Origin of the sequence: Polynucleobacter sp. MWH-CaK5, from assembly GCF_018687615.1 — a bacterium.
Classification (GTDB): domain Bacteria; phylum Pseudomonadota; class Gammaproteobacteria; order Burkholderiales; family Burkholderiaceae; genus Polynucleobacter.
Genome location: NZ_CP061299.1, coordinates 924,172 through 947,347 on the forward strand (window position 1 = coordinate 924,172; position 23,176 = coordinate 947,347).

A 23,176-nucleotide genomic window follows, 5' to 3' on the forward strand; every position below is an offset into this window, starting at 1 on the left:
TTATGAATTTCACTATGAATCACTATTTTTGGTGATTTTTACATTTTTAACGTAATGTTTGCCTTGACGCATTTAAAGAGTCCGTTTTTGAGTTGATTTCCAATAGACGTAAAAAAAGCCACCCTTGGGTGGCTTTTGGAAAGTTCTCACACTAAGAGAAAAAGATACTATCTATAAAGATAGGTAGTTTTCTTGTCGGGCATTCTCAGATCTGAGTCCAGGCACCCAGGTTTTGGTGGGTAATCCATATTTCTTCTCTAAATAGGCTGCTCTAGCCTTCACATCAGTCCAGTCAACTTCCAGATGAGGTCCTTTGAAAGCAATCACGACGATATTGCAGTCATGCACTTGCTGAAAGACCATGACCCGATTGTTAAAGGCATTACATATATTGATGATGTTTGTTTTGTAGCTCTTATGGTTACCAAATAGATTGACCGTCATGACCCCAGGTTCTTTGAGACTGTCATAACAACCCTGATAAAACTCTGGAGAGCTCAAAGCTGGGCCTCTGGCAGTGGCATCGTATAAATCTACTTGGAGTAAATCGATGCTTTCTTTATTTTTCTTATTGGTGACATATTTCAGGGCATCGGTTTGCAGCACATTGAGGTGTTGATTGGATGGCGGCATATTGAACATCACTCTGGCCGCCACAATCACCGCAGGATTGAGGTCAATCGCCGTGACTTGAGCCTTTGGGAAATGCTTATGAGCAAACTTGGTCAATGCACCCGTGCCCAAACCCAACTGAACCATGTGAAATGGTTTTGCATCACTCGTTTTTTTATTTTTAACTTGTTTATTGTTTTTATCTCTATTGTCGTCAGCTTGCTTCAGTCTTTTGTCATTCGGATCTAAGAAGAGTAAGCCAGCCATCATTTGTTGGGCGTACTCTAGTTCAATGAAGTCTGGCTTATTGATGCGCATGGCGCCTTGTACCCACCAAGTTCCAAAATGTAAAAAGCGCACACCATTCTCTTCAGAGAATGTAACCGGTGCAAATGTTGGTTTGGGATCTTTTTTGTTGACTGTTTTTTTTACTTGTTTGCTAGCCATCGAAGCCTCCGATAAAAGAATAAGGCTCAACGCTTGTTGAGCCTTATCAGATAGTTTTTGCATTGATTTAATGCTTAAGGCTTATTTAGTCCAAGCCCTGGCATTACGGAACATGCGCATCCATGGACTTGCACCATCAGCGATGTCATGCCATTGCTTTGGAGCCCAACTCATCTGTGCGGTTCTAAAGACTCGCTCAGGATGAGGCATCAAGACTGTGAAACGACCATCCGGGGTGGTCAGGCCAGTAATGCCCTCTGGTGAACCATTCGGGTTCAATGGATAAGTCTCGGTTGTTTGTCCTTGGTTATCGACAAACTTAAGAGCCACCAAGCCTTTGGCTTTTGTTTGGTCCTTGTTACCTTGCTGACTGAAGTTGGCAAAGCCTTCACCGTGAGCCACAGCGATTGGTAACTGACTGCCCGCCATACCTTGCAAGAAGATCGATGGTGATTGGGTGACTTCAACCATCACCAAGCGTGCTTCGTATTGTTCAGACTTGTTGCGTGTGAACTTAGACCATGTATCAGCACCTGGAATGATGCTGGCCAAGTTAGACATCATCTGACAGCCATTACAGATACCTAAACCAAAGGTGTCTGGACGATTGAAGTAGGTTTGGAATTGATCTTTGATCGCTGGATTGAACAAGATAGATTTTGCCCAACCTTCACCCGCACCCAATACGTCACCATAACTAAATCCACCACAAGCCACCAAGCCCTGGAAGTCTTTTAGGTTGACTCGTCCCGCGATCAAATCACTCATGTGCACGTCATAGCTTGAGAAGCCAGCCCAGTCCATGGCATACGCCATCTCTAGGTGTGAGTTAACGCCCTGCTCTCTGAGGATCGCGACTTTAGGCTTGGCACCTTTGGAAATAAACGGTGCTGCCACATTGTCACTTGGATCAAATGTGAGTTTAGGCTGCATGCCTGCATCGGCCAAATTATCGACAAGATTGTTTTCGCTATCGGCGCAATCTGGGTTGTCACGCAAACGCGCGATCTGCCAGCTGGTGCTTTGCCATAGTTTTTGTAAAACATGGCGTGGCACATCCAAAATCTTCTTCGCATCGCGCCAAATTTCTACTTGGCCTGTCGTGTTTGGCTTGGCAACCACATGACTGCAGCTGTATAGGTTGTGTTGCTTGAGGATGTCAAAGACGGTATCACGGTGTTCACGTTTCACCTGAATCAAAGCACCCAGCTCTTCATTGAAGAGTGCTCTCAAGGTCAAATCATTTCTTCTGCCAGATACTTGCTGAGCCCAATTCTTAGCATCACCAAAATCAGATTCGTGATCTTTATCAAGTACCAACATATCCACATTGAGCGAAACACCAACGTGTGCTGTGAATGCCATTTCAGTGGCGGCTGCAAATAGACCACCGTCTGAACGGTCGTGATAAGCCAAGAGCAATCCTTGACGGCGCATGCTAATGATCGCTTTTGCTAGATTCTTTAGATCCTCTGGGTCATCTAAGTCTGGTGTGCTTTGACCAGCTTGGTCGATCACTTGAGACAAGATACTGCCAGCCATGCGGCTCTTTGAACGACCTAAATCAATCAATACGATTTCTGTATCAAGTGCTTGACCTTGCTCATCTTTGATTTGCAACAAAGGAGTCGTTGTTTGGCGTGTATCAACCACAGGCGCAAACGCTGAGATGATCAATGAAACAGGAGAAGTGACTGATTTCTTTTCAGCAGTTTTTTCATCATCCCATTGCGTGCGCATCGACAAGGAGTCTTTGCCCACCGGAATAGAAATACCCAAAGCTGGGCAAAGTTCCATGCCAACTGCTTTAACAGAATCAAATAATTTGGCATCTTCACCAGGATTGCCACAAGCAGCCATCCAGTTAGCAGATAGCTTGATGTCTTCAATACTGTCAATATCGGCTGAAAGAATATTGGTGATCGATTCAGCCACCGCCATGCGGGCTGCTGCTGGTGCGTTCATCACTGCCAATGGAGTTCTCTCACCCATTGACATGGCTTCGCCACGATATCCCTTGAAGTCCATCAAGGTCACAGCAGCATCAGCGACTGGCACTTGCCACGGACCAACAAATTGATCGCGGGCGTTCAAGCCACCCACAGTTCTGTCACCAATCGTGATCAAGAATGATTTGCTGGCAACGGATGGGTGTTGCAAAACCCAGCTCGCCACTTGATCCAGCTTGACATCGGTGAGATCAATCTCAGGCAGTTTCTTTTCAAGACGCTTAACATCCCGGTGCATGCGCGGTGGCTTGCCCAACAGAACTTCCATCGGCATGTCGATCGGTAGACGCTCGTCTTTACCTTCAGCTTCTTTGGTGTCAACCAAGAACAACTGGCGCTCTTTGGTTGTTTCACCAACGACTGCGATTGGGCAACGTTCACGATCACACATGGCCTGCAAAATTGGCAGGCTTTCTTTTGCAATCGCTAATACATAACGTTCTTGAGATTCATTGCACCAGATTTCGGCTGGACTCATGCCGCTTTCTTCAAGTGGCACTTTACGCATATCAAAGGTGGCACCTAAACCAGCGCCATCAGCCAATTCTGGGAATGCATTCGATAAACCGCCCGCTCCCACGTCATGAATAGAAACAATTGGGTTCTTCTCACCCATTGCACGACATGCGTTGATCACTTCTTGAGCACGGCGTTCAATTTCTGGATTGCCGCGTTGTACTGAATCAAAGTCCAAGTCAGCAGTGTTCGCACCAGTGGTCATCGAGCTCGCAGCTCCGCCACCCATACCAATGCGCATACCAGGACCACCCAATTGAACCAAGAGGTAACCAGGTTTGATTTCTTTTTTATGGGTATGACCATCATCAATGGCGCCAATACCACCGGCGATCATGATTGGCTTGTGATAACCGCGACGCTCACCATCAATGGTTTGCTCAAACACGCGGAAGTAACCACCTAGATTAGGACGACCGAATTCATTATTGAACGCCGCACCACCCAAAGGACCTTCGATCATGATTTGCAATGGAGAGGCAATGCGCTCAGGCTTGCCATATGATTCTTGATCCCATGGCAACTGACTGCCCGGCAAGTTCAAGTTCGATACTGAAAAACCTGACAAACCTGCTTTTGGTTTACCACCAATACCAGTGGCACCTTCATCACGGATCTCACCACCGGAACCGGTTGAGGCTCCAGGGTATGGGGCAATTGCTGTTGGATGGTTGTGCGTTTCTACTTTCATGAGCGTGTGCGTCAAACGTGTTTGCTTCACATACTCTTGCTGTTCATTTGGTGCCCATACTTCAGCCTCACAACCAACCATGATGGCGGAGTTGTCTGAATAAGCCACCACCGTGCCTTTTGGTTGCAACTGGTGGGTGTTGCGGATCATCGCAAACAAAGACTTGTCTTGCTCTAGACCATCAATGGTCCAAGTGGCATTAAAGATCTTGTGACGGCAATGTTCACTGTTGGCTTGTGCGAACATCATGAGCTCAACGTCACTAGGATTACGGTTCAATTTTTTGAAGTTTTCAACCAAGTAGATGATTTCATCATCAGACAAGGCCAAGCCCATGGTGGTGTTGGCTTGTTCAAGAGCGGCTTGACCGCCTTTGAGAATATCGATGCGTGTGAATGCTTTGTCGCTCAAGGTTTGATAGAGCTCGGCTGCTGACTCAATCGATGGCAAGGTGATTTCTGTCATGCGATCATGGATCGCGGCCAAAACTGCTTGGCGCTGAGCTTCGTTCAAAGCTTTTTTACTGGTCCAGAAAAACTGCACACCGCGTTCGATGCGCAGAACATTCAAACCGCAATGATGGGCAATGTCAGTGGCTTTACTGGCCCAAGGAGAAATCGTACCAATGCGAGGGGCTACAACTGCGTGATCTTGTTTACCAGCAAACAAGCCTTTGGCCTCGATCAATTGGAATGGTTCACCATAATTTAGTAAGCCGGCCAAAACCTGCTGGTGATCACCTGAAAGTTCAGCATCAGACCAGACAAAATGCACAAATTGCGCTTGGATTTGAGTGAGCTCGACGCCTTGCTCAGATAAAGAGCTTAAAAGACGCTGTTGGCGAAATTGAGAGAGGGCTTGAGACCCATTTAGGCTTAAAAAACGACGATTTGCAGGCATCCGAAGATTATAAAACGAATGGCATTCTTGCTATTGTTTTTAAAGCTATTTTTTGCAGAAATGCCCTATTAATCTAGGCACATCAAGCATCTTCAGGCTTCTTTAGTCTGAAGCGACCACCCGGCCGTTGTTTAAAACCATTTGACGCTCACAGCGGCTGGCCAAGGCCATGTCATGGGTGACCAAAATCAGGGTTGAGCCCAGTTCTTGGTTGAGCTGGAACAATAATTGGATGATTTTTTGGCCATTTTGCTCATCCAGACTGCCTGTAGGCTCATCGGCAAACAAAATGTCTGGTTCTGTGACAAAAGCACGAGCCAAAGCCACGCGTTGCTGCTCACCACCCGACAACGTCTTTGGGCGGTGCTTGAGGCGCTCAGATAAACCCACCTTTTCTAGCCAAACTTGAGCTTTGGCAGCAGCTTCGGCTCTGGGCATGCCGGCCAGTTCCAAAGGAAGCTGAACGTTTTCCAAAGCAGTTAAATGATCAATCAATTGAAATGACTGAAATACAAAACCCACGTGTTGCGATCGAATTTGGGCTCGTTGGTCTTCATTGGCAGCCGAAATATCACGATTCATCAGCAAAACCTGGCCTTTGCTTGGTGTGTCTAGGCCAGCCAAGAGGCCCAACAAGGTACTTTTACCTGAACCGCTGGCTCCCACAATCGCCAAACTTTCACCCTCAGCAACTGAAAAATTAATATCGTGCAAAATAGTCAGAGGACCATCCACCGTATCCACAGTTTTCGCCAAATGTGAAACTTCTAGAACGGTTTGAAGTGTTGTTGCATGCATAGGAGCTTAGTTTGAGTAGTGTTTTAAGTGGTTTGATTTATTTAAATAATCGTTCAGGTTTTAGATCTGTGGAGCGCAATCGCTATCTGGCACCCATCACTCACATGGTAATGGTGTTTACTGTCTTCTGCATGGCTCTTTTGAATAGCCCCACTGTCATGGCGCAATCTTCAAAAGTTTTGATTGTGGGCGATAGCCTCTCCGCCGAGTATGGTTTGCCTCGTGGCACTGGCTGGGTCAAGTTACTCGAAGATCGTTTAAAGAAAGACCATACAAGCTGGCAAGTCGTTAATGCCAGCATCAGCGGAGAAACCACGGCCGGTGGCCAAACCCGTTTGCCTCTATTGTTAAAAACCCATCAACCCAAAGTGGTCGTGATTGAGTTAGGCGCCAATGATGCATTGCGTGGTTTACAACTACCAGCCACTGAACAGAATTTAAGAAAAATGATTCAGGCATCGAAGCAATCAGGTGCCAAAGTTTTATTGCTGGGCATGCGCATTCCACCAAATTATGGCCAGGACTACACCAATAAGTTTTTTGGCATTTATGGCAAGTTGGCATCAGCAGAACAAGTAGAGTTACTACCGTTTTTCTTAGAGCGCGTAGCGACTCGCATGGATTTGTTTCAGGCAGATCGGATTCATCCGAATGTGATGGCGCAAAGCATCATGCTTGAGAATGTTTGGCCCAAGTTAGAGCCTCTTTTAAAGCCTTAAGTCTTAACTCTTAACTCTTATATCCTTAAGTTCCAACGCATTCAATTGGTAACTGAATCAAGAATTCAGCGCCACCAAATGAAGACTGCTGGTAACTGATGCGGCCTTGGTGTCTATCAATGATGTGCTTACATAGCCACAAGCCCAAACCCATGCCCTGCTTTTTATTGGTTTTCATCAAGTCAAAAATACTGGCCTTTAATTGATCAGGAATGCCTGGGCCATTATCAGAAACTTTTAACTCCACATAATTGCCAAATACTCGGGTATGGATGTTGATTTCTTTATTTGACTGATTTGAATTGGCAAGTGCCTCAATCGAGTTGTTTAATAGATTGATCAAGACCTGACTGATTTCATTGTTATTCAATGGAATTGATTGGTTCACATTCAAATCAAAATTTAAGTTGATGTTCAGGTCGCGTGTCTGAGGCACGATGATCGGTTTTACTTGTTCAATCAACTCATCCAAATGCACATCACTTGTTTTGATTTCTTCTTGCCTGAAGATATCTCTCAATGTAGAAACAATTTTGGCAATTCGATGATTGTCTTGCTGAATACTGGTGATAACTTCTCTCAGGCCACCAGGATCAGTTTTTCCCTCATTGAGTTGGCGCTGAATGTATTCAGTATTGAGACTGATAGCCCCCACAGGTTGATTCAGCTCATGGGCAATCGATGCTGAGAGCGCACCAGTGGCCGCAGTTTTATTAGCAATCAACAGAGATGAAATCAAACCTTCACGCTCCTCGAGAAGCGCCTTGATTTGAGCATTCTCAGTGGAGCTTCTCTCAAGACCAATCCTGGCACTTAATTCACTCTTCATCAGGCGTTGGTACAAATAACTACTGACCGCAATGTAAATCAAGAGGTGTGCGCTCAAGCTACCCCAAAGAATGAAGGTGCTATCAAATTGAATCAATTGGGTCACACCTCTTGTGTGATTTATCAGACCATAAACACCTACAGAAAATGTAACAGCCAAACTTACCAACACAATGCCCATCAAAACCTTAAGACCAAAACTTTGATCCTTCTTTAGCAATCGGGTTAACTCATTAACCTCCCAAATTGAAAGTATCAAAATCGGAATCGACATAAAGCCAGTTCTGATTGCAAAACCTGCGCCACTTTGTCGCAACACTTCATAAATGATGATGGATATCAATGAAAATGCTGCCGCCACAAGCAAACCTGAGCGAGTGATGTCAACACGCCAACTTCTGAACAAGAGCACTAAAAGTACCATTGAACTCAAAAAACAAAAATTGGCAATCGTCAGTGAAAAACCGAATAAATAAGGCGAAACCGTCCAAACAATAAAAGCTAAGGCTCTCAACAAAATGGATGCCTGCCAATACACCAAATTCTTATCTTTTTTATATCCCGATGGCGTGATCGTGCTGACGTACAAACCGACTAGCATCAGAGCTAGTAGTGAGAAGAAGATTTGATTGGCGGCTTGCATGCTGGGATTATGACTTATTTAGAATTGATTGAAAGTCTTTTATCCATGAAAAAAGCCACTTCTGATTTGAAGTGGCTTTTTAGGTCATGTATTTAGTTTTCTATTTGCTCAATGATTACTTCACAGAGTTAACTTGCTTAACACCGGCACGATCTTTTACGCTTTCAAAATAAGCAGCTGCTTCAGCTTGGGTGCTGAGATCAGCCACCTGTCTGGCTTGATTGGCGCGTAATTTTTGATCTGATTGGCTTGGTTGCTGCACTTTGTTCACTCGGTAAATGGCAAACCCACCATCATTCGCTTGGGCACTGACCACTGCTGGCAATTGTTTTGCGTTCGCCGACATCACAGCATCCATACCGCTGGCAGTCAGATCTGCTGGTTTATTGCGAGATACCCATTTGGCAGAACTAAAACCTGCTGATTCGCTTGGGTTCTTTTGAAGTGCTTCAAATCGTTCTTGACCAGTCTTGATTGCCAACTCTTGAGCCATTCTGAGTGACACTTGTTTTTTCACGTCCGCCTGAATCTGAGACAAAGGCAAAGCAGCTTGTGGCTTGTGAGTTGTGACACGGGCAGAAATGATCTTTCCTGGTGATAACTCTAGGGCTTCAATATTGCGACGATTTTTAACTGCATCATCAGCAAAGATGGCTGCCAATAATTTAGGGTTGTTGAATGGATGATCTGCTGGAGCCCCACGCAAACCACCGCGAGTGATGTTGCTGGCTTTTTGAATTGGCAAACTCAAGCGATCAGCCACTGGCTTCAAACTATCAGCCTGCTCATAAGCCATGTTGGCGAACAAATCTGCTTTTTCTGCGAATTTTTTAGGATCTGCCTTCGCATCACCTTGCAAGATCACGTATTCAACTTCAACGTTCTCAGGAGCTTGGTAAGCATTGATATTACTTTGATAGAAAGACTCAATGTCTTGCTGTGATGGGTTCACTTTAGAAACAAAGTCGTTTGGTGAGAAACGCAAAGCTTGAACTTCACGCTCTGTTTCAAAGGCAATGGATACTTGCTCAGCCACTTTTCTTGAACCAATGCCTGTAGCAACCACGGCTGTTAGAACATGACGCGTCATCAACTCATAACGACGACCGTTTTCAAATTGGTCGACCGTTAGATTATTACTGGCTAGGAGCTTTTTATAACGCTCAGCATCAAACTGACCATTGTTATAAAGCGCTTTGATTTCTGGAATTTGTGTCAAATCACGAGCCAAGGCTTCAGGACTGATAGAAAGCTTGAGGGCCTTCATTTCATAAGCCAAAAGGCGTTGTTGAACAATTTCATTCAAAACGGCTTGTTTGAATGGCACGCTGTTGACCATCGCTGAATCAACACGACCTTGCTGTTGCTGCAAACGATCAGCTCTTAACTTCACCGCATTATCAAGTTCTTGACGGGTGATGGCAGCACCATCTACTTTGACCAAGGCTGAGTCTTTGCCAATGTCTTGCATGTAACTCTCAACGCCCAAAAAGACGAAAGATGGCAAGATGAGCAAAAGTAACAGCCCCATCAGTATTTTTTGGTACTTACGGATCGATTCAAGCATGAGTGTGTGGTGTTGACGTAGAAAAAGTCAGAAGAAATCTGTGGTGGGTGCTGACGGGGTCGAACCGCCGACATTCGCCTTGTAAGGGCGACGCTCTACCAACTGAGCTAAGCACCCACAGAGAAACGAGAGTATACAGTACCTTCATTCCCACTGCAAATTTTTCAGACTATTTGGTTAAACAAGTCCTTCACACAATGGCCTTATCAGCCATTGTGTGAAGGTTCTTTAATACAAGTATTAGTGCTTGAGGACATCCCCTGAGCTGGCTTGAGCAGATTTACTTGCTTCAGCAGCTTTGGCGATTTCTTCAGCGGTTAGCTCAGGCAAGGCTTCTGGCATTTTTTCTAGCGCCAATTCCAAGACTTTATCAATCCATCTGACGGGCACAATCTCGATCGCGTTTTTAACGTTATCAGGAATGTCGGTCAAATCTTTGATGTTTTCTTCAGGAATCAAAGCCAACTTGATACCACCTCGGTGAGCTGCCAATAGTTTTTCTTTCAAGCCACCAATCGGCAAGACTTCCCCACGCAAGGTGATTTCACCGGTCATGGCCACATCGGCTCTGACTGGAATGCCCGTTAAGACTGAAACCAAAGCGGTAGTGATCGCAATACCGGCTGATGGACCATCCTTCGGTGTGGCTCCTTCTGGGAAGTGAATGTGAATATCTTTCTTTTCAAAAGATTCTTCAGTGATACCCAATTTGCGACCACGTGAACGAACCACTGAGCGTGCTGCCTCAACAGACTCTTTCATCACATCGCCCAATGAACCAGTGCGAATCGTGTTGCCCTTACCTGGCATCACAGCCGCTTCAATGGTCAATAGATCGCCACCCACCTCAGTCCATGCCAAACCAGTGACTTGACCCACTTGGTTTTGCTTAGCAGCTAGACCGTAGTCATAGCGACGCACTGATAGGAACTTGTCCAAGTTCGAACCATCGACTTTGATCGGTGCAGCTTCTTTTTTGAGCAACAGTAGCTTGACCACCTTACGGCAGATTTTGCTGATCTCACGCTCAAGCGCTCGAACACCTGCTTCGCGGGTGTAGTAACGAATGATGTCGCGAATCGCTGATTCATCCACTGCAATTTCACCAGCCTTCAAACCATTGCCTTTGATTTGCTTAGGCAATAGGTAGCTCAATGCAATGTGAGTTTTTTCGTCCTCGGTGTAACCCGCCAAACGAATCACTTCCATACGATCAAGCAAAGGACCTGGAATGTTCAAGGAGTTTGAAGTCGCCACAAACATCACATCTGACAAGTCGTAATCGACTTCAACATAGTGATCTTGGAAGGTGTGGTTTTGTTCTGGATCTAAGACTTCAAGCATCGCACTTGCCGGGTCGCCACGGAAGTCCATGCCCATCTTGTCAATCTCATCTAACAAGAACAATGGATTGCGCACACCGACCTTGGTCAAGCTTGACAAAATCTTGCCTGGCATTGATCCAATGTAGGTGCGACGGTGACCACGAATTTCTGATTCATCACGCACGCCACCCAAGGCCATGCGCACAAACTTGCGGTTTGTGGCACGAGCAATCGATTGACCCAAAGATGTTTTACCCACACCAGGAGGGCCAACCAAACATAGGATTGGAGCCTTCACTTTTTCAACGCGCTGTTGAACTGCGAGGTATTCCAAAATACGTTCTTTGACTTTGTCTAAACCATAGTGGTCTTCGTTCAATACTTTTTCAGCATTGGTTAAATCATTATTGACCTTGCTCTTTTTCTTCCAAGGCAAGTTCACCAATGTTTCGATGTAGTTACGAATCACTGAAGCTTCAGCTGACATCGGAGACATCAACTTCAATTTCTTCATTTCTGATTCAGCTTTTTTCAAAGCTTCTTTAGGCATCTTGGCAGCTTTGATGCGTTTATCGAGTTCTTCGATATCAGCACCCTCTTCGCCTTCGCCCAATTCTTTTTGAATGGCTTTGACTTGTTCATTCAAGTAGTACTCACGCTGACTCTTTTCCATTTGACGTTTGACACGTCCACGGATGCGTTTTTCAACTTGAAGAATGTCGATTTCACTTTCAAGGTGGGCCAAGATCGCTTCTAGTCTCTCAACCACGGTTGGCAACTCTAGAAGCCTTTGCTTCTGATCCAACTTGATTGGCAAGTGTGAGCAGATGGTGTCGGCCAAACGACCAGCATCATCGATGCCTTGCAAAGTCGCAAGGATTTCTTGAGGAATCTTTTTATTGAGTTTGACGTATTGATCAAACTGAGACACTACCGCACGACGCAAAGCTTCAATCTCTGGCACTTCGCTGCTAGCGATTGCTTGAGGCGTGGCTTCACACATGAAGTATTCCAAACTGTCTTCAACATTGGCAACATCCGCACGTTGAGTTCCCTCAACGAGGACTTTGACGGTGCCATCAGGCAGCTTGAGCATTTGTAGAATCTTGGCAATACAGCCCACTGTGTACAAATCTTCCACAGCAGGTTCGTCTTTGGCAGCTGTTTTTTGAGCAACCAATAAGACGCTTTTGCCAGTTTCCATGGCAGCTTCAAGAGCTTTGATAGATTTAGGTCTACCCACGAACAATGGAATCACCATGTGCGGGAATACCACCACATCTCTTAGCGGCAACAATGGCAGCTGGATGGGTTCAGAAGGAAGTAACAAGTCACCAGGCATGGTTTATCTCCAAAATGTGTGTTTGTATTTTCCTACGTAGTAAGAATACATTGAATTTGGGACTGTTTTGCTCAAAAACAAGGGTAAAAACTAAGAAAATTGAGAAAAAAATGCATTTTTCTCATGTTTTCATCAATTTTTTCTTTCCCTAAGACTGTTTTTGGGAGGAAAAATGAAAAAACCCCCTATTTAGGGGGTTTTTTCTGATTAAACAGTATTAAATACTATATTTAGTTCAATCAGAAGTTCTTAGGAAGCAGCCTTCTCTGATGCTTCTTGATAGAGCATCAAAGGCTTGCCATCACCATTGATGGTGCTTTCATCGATGACCACGCGTTGAACGTTTTCTAGGCTTGGTAAGTCATACATCACGTCCATCAAAGCGTGCTCGATGATTGATCTCAAACCACGAGCACCTGTTTTACGGGCAATCGCTTTTTTAGCGATGGCACTCAATGCATTAGGACGAATCTCTAATTCAACGCCTTCCATATCTAACAAGGCCTGGTATTGCTTCACCAAGGCATTGTTAGGCTCTGTGAGGATCTGAACCAAGGCAGCCTCATCTAATTGAGCCAAGGTGGCTACCACTGGTAAACGGCCAATCAATTCTGGAATCAAACCAAACTTGATCAAGTCTTCGGTCTGAACTTCTTTGAGTAGTTCAGAGATAGAACGGTCATCTTTGCCACGCACTTGAGCACCAAAACCGATACCGGCTGTGACTGTGCGTTGCTGAATCACTTTTTCTAAGCCATCAAAAGCACCACCGCAGATAAATAGGATGTTGGTTGTGTCGACTTGCAAGAAATCTTGATTAGGATGCTTGCGACCACCTTGTGGAGGTACGGAAGCCATGGTTCCTTCAACAAGCTTTAAAAGTGCTTGCTGAACACCCTCACCTGATACGTCACGTGTGATCGATGGATTATCTGATTTGCGTGAAATCTTATCGATCTCATCGATGTAAACGATGCCCTTTTGTGCTTTTTCAACGTTGTAGTCACAAGCTTGTAAAAGCTTTTGAATGATGTTCTCAACGTCTTCACCAACATAGCCAGCTTCAGTCAAGGTTGTGGCATCAGCGATCACAAATGGTACGTCTAATAATCTTGCCAATGTTTGAGCCAATAATGTTTTGCCTGATCCTGTCGGACCAACCAACAAGATATTGCTCTTGGCTAACTCAACACCGTTGTGAACAGTTTTTTTGTTTTTAGCAGCACCAGTGGTTTCAATGTGCTTGAGGCGCTTGTAGTGGTTGTAAACCGCTACTGCCAATTGTTTTTTGGCATGATCTTGACCGATCACATATTGATCAAGACTTGCACGGATTTCATGAGGTGTTGGCAGACCTTCGCGAAGATCGGCTTCAGGCATTTGGCTGATTTCTTCAGTGATGATATCCGTGCATAAATCAATGCACTCATCACAAATAAATACAGAAGGACCAGCTATTAATTTTTTAACTTCGTGCTGACTCTTGCCACAGAATGAGCAATAAAGAGGCTTCTCAGTTGAATTGGTTGTATCGCTCATGAGTGAACCTCCTGACTATCTTTTAGATTAGCGCTTTTCGATCACTTGATCGATGAGGCCGTATTCTTTGGCTTGCTCTGCTGACATGAAGTTATCACGATCTGTGTCTTTAGCAATCGTTTCAATCGTTTGACCTGTGCGATCAGACAACACTTTATTCAAACGTTCACGCAAATAAAGAATCTCGCGAGCTTGAATCTCAATATCAGACGCTTGACCACGTGCACCGCCTAAAGGCTGATGAATCATCACACGTGAATTAGGCAATGAGAAGCGCTTGCCTTTTGTTCCAGCAGCCAACAAGAATGCGCCCATGCTCGCCGCCATGCCCATGCACAATGTGCTGACATCCGGCTTGATGAACTGCATCGTGTCGTAAATAGCTAAACCAGCAGAAACAGATCCACCTGGAGAATTGATGTACAAAGAAATGTCTTTCTCTGGGTTTTCGCTTTCCAAGAAAAGCAATTGAGCAATGACCAAATTAGCTGTTTGATCATTGACTTCACCTACCAAGAACACCACACGCTCTTTCAATAAGCGTGAATAAATGTCATAAGCACGCTCACCACGACCAGATGTTTCGACGACCATTGGAACCATGCCCAATGCTTGTGTATCTAGTGCGCTATTTTGTGTGTGGTTCATATTCTTTTTGTCTCCAGGGTATCCATCAACAGCAATACAAAAAATTACATCTTGCTGAGTTCTTCAAAGCTTACTGCTTTTTCTGATACTTTGGCTAGACCTGTCACATAAGCCACCACATTGTTCTCTAAAACAAGGGCTTCAACATCGGCCAAACGCTTCGGATCGCTGTAATACCAACGCATCACTTCTTTTGGATCTTCGTAGCTGGCTGATTGCTCTTCGATTTCAGCTTTGATTTGTTCTGGCTTAGCTTCTAATGATTGCTGCTTGACCAATTCATTCAAGATCAAACCAAGCTTCACGCGCTGTTCCGCTTGTGAAGTGAATAGTTCTGCAGGAATCGGAGCATCTTTGGCATTAGGTACACCACGAGCTGCTAGGTCTTGACGCGCATTGGCAATCAAACGCTCTTGCTCTTGTGCAACCAAACCTTTAGGCACTTCCATCTCACAAGCTTTTGTCAAAGATTCCATGACTTGGCCTTTTAACAAAGTCTGTGTGCGACGAGCTACTTCACGCGTCAAGTTTGTACGAATTTCTTCGCGCATTTTGGCAACGCCTTCAGCAACGCCCAAAGCTTTTGCAAGCTCATCATTCACTTCTGGCAAATGAGGCCATTCAACTTTTTTCATTGTGATGGTGAAGTCAGCTGTTTTACCAGCCACGTCTTTACCGTGATAGTCAGCTGGGAAAGCCAATGGGAAAGTCTTCTCTTCGCCTGCCTTTAAACCCAAAGCCGCAGCTTCAAATTCTGGCAACATGCGGCCTTCACCCAATACAAACGCAAAGTTCTCAGCTTTACCACCTGAGAACTCAACGCCTTCAATCTTGCCCACAAAGTCAACTGTGACTTGGTCACCAGTTTGAGCTGCTGTATTAGCACCACCATTGCCATGCTCACCAGCCTCACCACGCACATGGTAGTGAACACGCTGTTTGCGCAAGATGTCTAAAGTCTTGTCGATTTCACCATCGTTCACATCAGTTGTATGACGTGTGATTTCTACTTTTGATAGATCACCGATCTTTACTTCTGGGAATACTTCAAACTTAGCGTCATAAACGATTGGATCAGCTGTCATGTCGCTCTTTGGCTCAAGACTTGGCTGACCAGCAATTTTCAAACCTTCTTTTTTGCTGATATCAAAGAATAATTTAGAGGCATGGTCAAACTGAACTTCAAAGTCCACTTGCATACCGTATTGGGCTTCAACCATCTTCATGGGAACCTTGCCAGGACGGAAGCCTGCCATCTTTACTGTTTTTGACAGTTTTTGTAAGCGCGCAGCGCGTGCTTTTTCAGTATCAGCTTTTGGAAAGCTTAAAGTAATTTTACGGTCTAAATTGCCGAGGTTTTCAATCGTTACAGACATGCTGGTATCCCGTTTAAGCTAATAAAATTAGGGGTTTAGGAAGCAACCGCTCAAGGGTTTTTCCGCCACCACTAGTGAAACACTACAAAAGCTCACTATTCTACATGATGGGCGGGCCAAAAGGACGTCTTATGATTCAGTGGTTTGTGGGGTTTAAGGGGCTTTTAGCGCTTATCTCCTTGAAGCGGATTGGCATTCATAGCCAATCTAGCTAAACTACGCAGCTTATTGATTTAGCAGACAGAAAGAGCAGCAAGATGAAGATGATTCAAGAATTCCGCGCCTTTGCGGTACGAGGCAATGTGATTGACCTGGCCGTTGGTGTGATCATTGGTGGCGCTTTTGGCAAAATCGTTGATTCTGTTGTCGGCGATGTGATCATGCCATTGGTGGCATGGTTGATTGGTGGCAAATTAGATTTTTCTAATTTATTCATTGTTTTAGGCAAAGTTCCTGAAAATGTCCCAATGACCTTGGATGCTCTCAAAAAGGCCGGCGTACCATTATTTGCCTACGGTAACTTTTTGACCATCACCCTCAATTTCGTGATTTTGGCCTTCATTATTTTCCAAATGGTCAAAATCATTAATCGCATTAAACTTCAGGACGAAGCAGATGCACCACCACCTCCAGTACCTGAAGATATTCAGCTACTAAGAGAAATCAGAGACAGTTTGAAAAAATAAGGATAGAAGATGATCACCACTCCATCAGGTTTGCAGTATGAAGACACAGTTGTAGGATCTGGCGCAGAAGCCACCAAAGGTCAATATGTGTCAGTTCATTACACAGGTTGGTTGTATGAGAACGGCCAAGCAGGTTCAAAATTTGATTCAAGCAAAGATCGCAACGATCCTTTTGAGTTCCCTTTGGGCGGCGGCATGGTCATCCGTGGTTGGGATGAAGGCGTGCAAGGCATGAAAGTTGGCGGCACACGTCGCTTGGTGATTCCATCTGACTTAGGCTATGGCGCATCAGGTGCTGGTGGTGTGATTCCACCGAATGCAACTTTGCTATTTGAAGTGGAGTTGTTGGCTGTTTAAGAAATGATTAAATTTCTGATTCAATAAAAAAGCCTCGATTAGTCGAGGCTTTTTTATTTGTTGCTGTTCTTCTATCTTTTTCTTCTATTTTTTCTTTGAGTTTTTCTTAAGGCACTGTTTAATTTTTCACGATCAAAGCAACTGCTTGCACAGCAATGCCCTCGCCCCTACCAAGATGACCGAGCTTTTCATTTGTTTTAGCTTTGACATTGATGTGATCAGATGTAACACCCAAATCACTGGCAATGTTCTTAACCATCTCAGGTATGTGTGGCGCCATTTTTGGTGACTGACAAATGATGGTGGCATCCACATTGCCTACTGAATATCCTGCTGCTTGCAGTAATGACATGGTGGCACGGAGCAAGACGCGACTGTCTGCACCTTTATAACGATCATCCGTATCAGGAAAGTGTCTACCAATATCACCCAAGGCTGCAGCTCCTAAGAGTGCATCGGTGATGGCATGCAGTAAAGCATCGGCGTCTGAGTGCCCCAGTAGACCTTTGTCATTAGGAATCTTCACACCACCTAAAATCAAATCACGACCAGCCACCAATGCGTGAACGTCGTAACCTTGGCCGATTCGAAATGCGCTGCTTGTCATTGATTCTCTTTCTTTTGAGAGTGATGGGTCAAGATTTGATCCATCAACGCCCAATCTTGTGGGTATGTGACTTTGATATTACGCCATTCACCTGGCACCAACAGTGGTTCACAACCAGCACGCTCCATGGCGCTCGCTTCATCCGTGACTTCAAACTTGTTTTTAATGGCGGCTTCTAATGCTTCAGTCAAAGCCATCAAACGGAACATTTGTGGTGTCTGAGCTAACCACAAGCCATCTCTTGGCAATGTTTTACCAATGCATTGAGGGTTTTGTGGAGAAATGAGTTTCAATGTATCAGCCATGGGCATGGCCAAAATGCCACCACTGACATAAACGTGTTCTGTGACCGCTTGAATCAAACGTCTGGCCGCCTCAATCGTTAAACCAGGGCGGGCGGCATCGTGCACCAAGATCCAGGCATCTTGATCAATGCCGGCTTTTGTCATGGCTTTCAGGGTATTAACAACCGTATCAGCTCTTGTGGCTCCACCCGTTGTGCTCAGGTGAAAGCGAGAGTCCTTTGGCCAGGATGCATTGGGCTGCTCTTGGGGCAATTCTTTACTTTCCTCAGAAACACCCACCCAAACAGAGCCAATTTCAGACATTGATAAGAAGGTCTTGATGGCGTGAAGCGCCATTGGCTGACCTGCCAACAACTCAAATTGTTTGGGTTGCTTCAAACCCATGCGACTGCCAGTGCCAGCACAAGGAATCAGAACATGCAGCTTGGGCATCGAATTTGGAGGGGTTTCGGCTAAATTCATCCCTCAATTCTATAATGTCTAGCTTATGCAGAAGTTATCGGCTGAAATATTGGCCAAAACTAGTTCGGTGACATGGTCACCCCCCCTACCCGGACCAAGGGATGGGCAGCGCTTTACCTTGAGCGGCTTGAATGGTTCTTCTGATGCTGCGGTGATTGCCCAACAGGCCTTGAATCATCGTTCAGCCTTTTCTGTGATGGTCATCATTTGTGCCAGTGCTTTAGATGCTGCGCGCTTGCATGAAGAAATCCCCGTTTTTGCTCCTGAGCTGACGGTCAGGTTGTTGCCAGATTGGGAAATCCTCCCATACGATGCCTTCTCGCCTCACCAAGATTTGGTGTCTGAGCGCTTAGCCACCCTTCATGAATTACTGATTGGTCATTGCGATATTGTTTTAATGCCTGTGACTACCGCCATACAAAAGCTCGGCCCGCCAAGTTTCTTGGCTGCTCATACTTTCTTCTTTAAGAAGGGTGATAAGTTAGACGAGATGGCCTTGCGTTTACAGCTTCAGCAAGCAGGCTACGATCCAGTCAGCGCTGTGGTCCGTCCTGGCGAATACAGTTTGCGTGGTGGCTTGATTGATTTATTCCCAATGGGATCTGCCCTACCTTATCGCTTGGATTTGTTCGGCGATGAAATTGATCAAATCAGATCGTTTGATCCTGACACTCAACGCAGTTTGTTTCCTGTGCAAGAAGTGCGTTTATTGCCAGGTCATGAATTCCCGATGGACGAAGAATCACGCACAGCGTTTCGTGGACGTTGGCGCGAAGTATTTGATGGCGATCCAAGCCGCTGCAGTATTTATAAAGATATGGGACTTGGCATCCCTAGTGCGGGCATTGAATCTTATTTGCCACTGTTCTTTGAAAGCACTGCCACGGTCTTTGATTACTTACCACTGGCCAAAGGCCCAGTTTGGTTAGGCATTCATGGTGAACTAGAAAGCCAAATCAAAGGTTTTTGGCAAGACACGCAGCAGCGTTATAACTTTTTAAGTCACGACTCTTCAAGACCAGTTTTGGCCCCAAAGCAACTCTATCTAGAAAACGATGAGTTGTTTGCTTTATTAAAGCCTCATGCTCGTTTGGTTTTACAGAAAGAAAGTGCTGCAGGAAGCGACAGTGAAAATACCGAAGTCAGCGAGCGAAGCTTTTGGAATTTGCCTGACATTGCTGTGAATCGCAAAGATGCGGATCCAATTTCCAAGCTCAAACATTTGATCAACAATACCGAATCACGGGTTTTGATCAGTGCCGATAGTGCCGGCCGTCGCGAAACCATTCGTCAATTGTTTGAAGAGAATCAGTTAAAGACTCATTCATCAGACTCTTTGGCTGAATTCATCGCCTCCGATGTGCCCTTATCGATCACTCACAGTGCGATTCATGATGGCTTTGTGGCAAGTCATGCCAAGATCATTGTGATCACTGAATCTGAGTTATTTGCTGCAAGTGCCAGAACGAGACGCAAAGGTAAAGACAAAGAAGCCAGCAACGTTGATACCTTGGTCAAAGATTTATCTGAGCTCAAGGTCGGCGATCCAGTCGTCCATGCTGAGCATGGCATTGGTCGTTACCAAGGTTTGATTTTGTTGGATGTTGGTAATGGCGAAGAAGAGTTTTTGCATTTGTTGTACGCACACGCTGCCACCTTGTATGTTCCAGTGGCTCAACTACAACTGATCTCTCGTTATGCAGGCTCTGATCCAGAAACAGCGCCTTTGCATCAATTAGGCTCTGGCCAATGGGAACGCGCCAAACGTAAAGAGGCTCAACAAATCAGAGACACCGCTGCTGAGCTTTTGAATCTATACGCTCAACGTGCATTGCGCAAAGGTCATGCCTTTGAATTTTCTGCTCATGACTATGAAGCCTTTGCAGAGAGTTTTGGCTTTGAAGAAACGGCTGACCAAGCAGCTGCGATTGCTGCTGTGATCCAAGACATGACCAGCGGAAAACCAATGGATCGTTTGGTATGTGGTGATGTGGGCTTTGGTAAAACTGAAGTCGCTTTGCGTGCCAGTTTCTTAGCGGTGATGGGTGGCAAGCAAGTGGCCATCATGGCCCCAACCACCCTCTTGGCTGAGCAACACGCTGAGACCTGGAAGGATCGCTTTGCTGATTGGCCTGTGAAGATTGTGGAACTGTCTCGCTTTAAAACCACCAAAGAGATCAATGCAGCGCTGGAAGCGATGGCCAAGGGTGAAGCAGACATTGTGATTGGCACACACAAACTGTTCTCAGCCGATGTGAAGTTCCCGCGCTTAGGCTTGGTGATCATCGATGAAGAACATCGATTTGGTGTTCGCCAGAAAGAAGCACTCAAATCTTTGCGAGCTGAAGTGGATGTCTTAACTTTGACTGCCACCCCCATTCCAAGAACCTTGGGCATGGCTTTGGAAGGCCTGAGAGATTTTTCCGTCATTGCCACAGCACCGCAAAAGCGTTTGGCGATCAAAACTTTTGTGCGCAGAGAAAGCGATGGGGTTATTCGTGAAGCTGTGCTTCGAGAAATCAAACGTGGTGGTCAGGTGTACTTCCTCCACAATGAAGTAGACACCATTGAGAACCGCAAGCAGTCTTTAGAGAAACTATTGCCTGAAGCACGCATCGTGGTGGCTCATGGACAGATGCATGAACGCGATCTAGAGCGTGTGATGCGTGACTTCGTCACACAGCGCGCCAACATTTTGTTGTGCACCACCATTATTGAAACTGGTATTGACGTGCCAACCGCTAACACCATCATCATGCACCGTGCTGATAAGTTTGGCTTGGCTCAGCTGCACCAATTGCGCGGTCGCGTTGGACGCTCTCACCATCAAGCCTATGCCTATTTAACAGTGCCTGATCCAGAGGCCTTGACCAAGCAAGCAAAGTTGCGCTTGGATGCGATTCAGGCAATGGAAGAATTGGGTTCTGGTTTCTATTTGGCGATGCACGATTTAGAAATCCGTGGCGCTGGCGAAGTATTGGGAGACAAACAATCAGGTGATATTTCTGAAATTGGTTTCCAGCTTTATACAGAGATGCTCAATAAAGCAGTTAATTCTCTAAAGAATGGCAAAGAGCCTGATTTGATGGCACCAATGGAAGTGATCACAGATATCACTTTGGGCGTTCCTGCTCTTTTAACCAATGATTACTGCCCAGATGTTCATGAACGCCTCTCACTCTATAAGCGCTTAGCCACAGTGAGCTCCTTTGAAAAGCTCATGGATATCAAAGAAGAATTGGTGGACCGCTTTGGTGATTTACCAGAACAAGCCCAATCATTATTTGAAACTCATCGTTTGCGTTTGAATATGGCTGTGTTGGGTATCAAGAAAATTGATGCCAATCCAGCTCAGATCACGATTCAGTTCATCCCCAACCCACCGATTGATCCGATCAAGATCATTCAGTTGGTGCAAACCAATAAACGAATCCAGCTCAATGGCCAAGATAAATTAAAGATTTTGCCAGCCGATAAAGAAGCATTCATTACCTTGGCTCAACGACTTGAGGCGATTCGACAATTACTCAAGCATTTGAGCGATACTGCTATAAAACCTGAAACACTAAAAACATCATGATGCACATTGCCCTATTCCATCAAGACGCCATTGCCGATCAACTCATCTGCGAGATTGAAAAATCTCACACAATCGTTTCTGTTGACAAAAAGACTCCAAGAACTGCAGTGCTTGAATTAAAAGAAGCATTGAATATTGAGCATCGTGCCCAACTTCGCAATTTAGGTGTTTTGCATCAGACTGATGTTGGTTTTTTACCTAAGCATTTCAAAGGCTCAGACATCAAGGTCTTGGCCATGGACATGGATTCAACCTTGATCAATATCGAGTGCATCGATGAGATTGCTGATGCCGTAGGAAAAAAGAAAGAAGTATCAGAAATCACAGAAGCTGCGATGCGCGGTGAAATCAAAGATTTCAGCGAAAGCTTGCGCAGGCGTGTGGCCTTATTAAAAGGTGTTCCTGCTTCTGCTTTGGACGAAGTCTTCTCTCAACGTTTACGACTCAATCCAGGCGCCAAAGAATTGATAGCTGGCGCACATGCCAAAGGCATCCACACCCTTTTGGTTTCTGGTGGCTTTACTTTCTTCACACACAAGCTTCAAGCTCAGTTGAATTTATCTGAAACTCATGCCAATCAATTAGAGATCATTGATAGCTTCTTAACTGGTCAAGTATTAGGCAATATCGTTGATGGTGCAGCCAAAGCAGCTTATGTTGAAGCGCGCTGCTTAGCACTGGGTGCTAATAAACATGCTGCTATCACTATGGGCGATGGCTCGAACGATTTGCCGATGATGCATGGCGCTGGTTTATCCATTGCCTACCGTGCAAAACCAATTGTGAAAGAAAAAGCTGATTTGGCTTTTGATCATGTGGGCTTGGATGCCTGTTTAGATCTTCTTTAATTGAATATGCCGTAAACAATCTGAACACATAAACGTTAATTAATCAGAACCCCTGCTTCTATGAAGCGGGGGTTTTGTCCTTATTGGGCTTCATAAATTAACAAATATGACAAAAAGGATTTATATGAAGAAAGAAAAATTACCTAAGATAAAACGTATAACAGTTGATATGAATGATCCTTCAACATTTCCAAAATCGAATATGAATAGAGAATTAATTGATGCAACCTCCGAGGAAGATATTGCCAAGCAGATTATTGAGGATGATTTAGAGGCTCAAAGAGATGCTTTACTCTTTAAAAAGAAGAATGAAAAAAGCCGCTCTATTTGAGCGGCTTTTTATTTGAGACTGCTTGTTATTACTGATTGAT

17 protein-coding genes and 1 tRNA gene are annotated in these 23,176 nt (G+C 45.1%); 6 read left to right on the plus strand and 12 right to left on the minus strand.

The features are described from left to right. Positions 1-171: 171 nt before the first annotated feature. From GQ367_RS04570 to GQ367_RS04580, 3 genes are all read right to left on the minus strand, one after another. On the minus strand, positions 172-1,122 hold the full coding sequence (locus tag GQ367_RS04570) for a spermidine synthase (protein WP_215289403.1): 951 nt from the start codon (positions 1,120-1,122) through the stop codon (positions 172-174). An 18-nt stretch (positions 1,123-1,140) separates the two neighbouring features. Then, positions 1,141-5,175 carry a phosphoribosylformylglycinamidine synthase gene (purL, locus tag GQ367_RS04575; RefSeq protein ID WP_215289405.1) on the minus strand — a complete coding sequence of 1,345 codons (4,035 nt, stop codon included), beginning with the start codon at positions 5,173-5,175 and terminating at the stop codon, positions 1,141-1,143. Between the two features lie 102 nt (positions 5,176-5,277). Continuing rightward, complete coding sequence (locus tag GQ367_RS04580; protein ID WP_215289407.1) at positions 5,278-5,973, minus strand: ABC transporter ATP-binding protein; 696 nt, start codon at positions 5,971-5,973, stop codon at positions 5,278-5,280. A 110-nt stretch (positions 5,974-6,083) separates the two neighbouring features. Here GQ367_RS04580 and GQ367_RS04585 point away from each other — a divergent pair, with 110 nt between their 5' ends. Beyond that, a complete protein-coding gene (locus GQ367_RS04585) occupies positions 6,084-6,692 on the plus strand; it encodes an arylesterase (RefSeq protein ID WP_371818556.1) in 609 nt (202 codons plus the stop codon). A 25-nt stretch (positions 6,693-6,717) separates the two neighbouring features. Here the strand turns inward: GQ367_RS04585 and GQ367_RS04590 are convergent, their stop codons facing one another. From GQ367_RS04590 to tig, 7 genes are all read right to left on the minus strand, one after another. After that, positions 6,718-8,163 (minus strand): sensor histidine kinase, encoded by a 1,446-nt coding sequence (locus GQ367_RS04590; RefSeq protein WP_215289409.1) that lies wholly within the window; start codon positions 8,161-8,163, stop codon positions 6,718-6,720. Positions 8,164-8,278: 115 nt separating this feature from the next. Then, the gene (locus GQ367_RS04595) at positions 8,279-9,694 is read right to left on the minus strand and encodes a peptidylprolyl isomerase (RefSeq protein WP_215289411.1); all 1,416 of its coding nucleotides are present in this window, start codon (positions 9,692-9,694) and stop codon (positions 8,279-8,281) included. Positions 9,695-9,771: 77 nt separating this feature from the next. Continuing rightward, positions 9,772-9,847, minus strand: a tRNA-Val gene (locus GQ367_RS04600). Positions 9,848-9,970: 123 nt separating this feature from the next. Next, a complete protein-coding gene (gene lon / locus GQ367_RS04605; protein WP_215289412.1) occupies positions 9,971-12,397 on the minus strand; it encodes an endopeptidase La in 2,427 nt (808 codons plus the stop codon). A 249-nt stretch (positions 12,398-12,646) separates the two neighbouring features. Continuing rightward, on the minus strand, positions 12,647-13,936 hold the full coding sequence (gene clpX, locus GQ367_RS04610; protein ID WP_215289414.1) for an ATP-dependent Clp protease ATP-binding subunit ClpX: 1,290 nt from the start codon (positions 13,934-13,936) through the stop codon (positions 12,647-12,649). Positions 13,937-13,963: 27 nt separating this feature from the next. Then, positions 13,964-14,584 carry an ATP-dependent Clp endopeptidase proteolytic subunit ClpP gene (clpP, locus tag GQ367_RS04615; RefSeq protein ID WP_215289416.1) on the minus strand — a complete coding sequence of 207 codons (621 nt, stop codon included), beginning with the start codon at positions 14,582-14,584 and terminating at the stop codon, positions 13,964-13,966. 44 nt (positions 14,585-14,628) lie between these two features. Next, positions 14,629-15,960 carry a trigger factor gene (gene tig, locus GQ367_RS04620; protein ID WP_215289418.1) on the minus strand — a complete coding sequence of 444 codons (1,332 nt, stop codon included), beginning with the start codon at positions 15,958-15,960 and terminating at the stop codon, positions 14,629-14,631. 257 nt (positions 15,961-16,217) lie between these two features. Between tig and mscL the strand changes: the two genes are divergently transcribed. Further along, positions 16,218-16,646 carry a large conductance mechanosensitive channel protein MscL gene (mscL, locus tag GQ367_RS04625; RefSeq protein WP_215289420.1) on the plus strand — a complete coding sequence of 143 codons (429 nt, stop codon included), beginning with the start codon at positions 16,218-16,220 and terminating at the stop codon, positions 16,644-16,646. A 9-nt stretch (positions 16,647-16,655) separates the two neighbouring features. Continuing rightward, on the plus strand, positions 16,656-17,003 hold the full coding sequence (locus GQ367_RS04630; RefSeq protein ID WP_215289422.1) for an FKBP-type peptidyl-prolyl cis-trans isomerase: 348 nt from the start codon (positions 16,656-16,658) through the stop codon (positions 17,001-17,003). Between the two features lie 118 nt (positions 17,004-17,121). Here the strand turns inward: GQ367_RS04630 and ispF are convergent, their stop codons facing one another. Next, on the minus strand, positions 17,122-17,610 hold the full coding sequence (gene ispF, locus GQ367_RS04635; RefSeq protein WP_215289424.1) for a 2-C-methyl-D-erythritol 2,4-cyclodiphosphate synthase: 489 nt from the start codon (positions 17,608-17,610) through the stop codon (positions 17,122-17,124). Continuing rightward, positions 17,607-18,377, minus strand: coding sequence for a 2-C-methyl-D-erythritol 4-phosphate cytidylyltransferase (ispD, locus tag GQ367_RS04640; RefSeq protein ID WP_215289427.1), 771 nt, complete (start codon positions 18,375-18,377; stop codon positions 17,607-17,609). The genes ispF and ispD overlap by 4 nt, the downstream gene beginning before the upstream one ends. Positions 18,378-18,402: 25 nt before the next feature. Here ispD and mfd point away from each other — a divergent pair, with 25 nt between their 5' ends. The 3 genes from mfd (at position 18,403) to GQ367_RS04655 (ending at position 23,136) form a co-directional block, all read left to right on the plus strand. Beyond that, a complete protein-coding gene (gene mfd, locus GQ367_RS04645) occupies positions 18,403-21,957 on the plus strand; it encodes a transcription-repair coupling factor (protein ID WP_215289429.1) in 3,555 nt (1,184 codons plus the stop codon). Next, the gene (gene serB / locus GQ367_RS04650) at positions 21,954-22,805 is read left to right on the plus strand and encodes a phosphoserine phosphatase SerB (protein ID WP_251370124.1); all 852 of its coding nucleotides are present in this window, start codon (positions 21,954-21,956) and stop codon (positions 22,803-22,805) included. The genes mfd and serB overlap by 4 nt, the downstream gene beginning before the upstream one ends. Before the next feature lie 124 nt (positions 22,806-22,929). After that, positions 22,930-23,136 carry a hypothetical protein gene (locus GQ367_RS04655; protein WP_215289431.1) on the plus strand — a complete coding sequence of 69 codons (207 nt, stop codon included), beginning with the start codon at positions 22,930-22,932 and terminating at the stop codon, positions 23,134-23,136. Positions 23,137-23,176 lie beyond the last annotated feature (40 nt).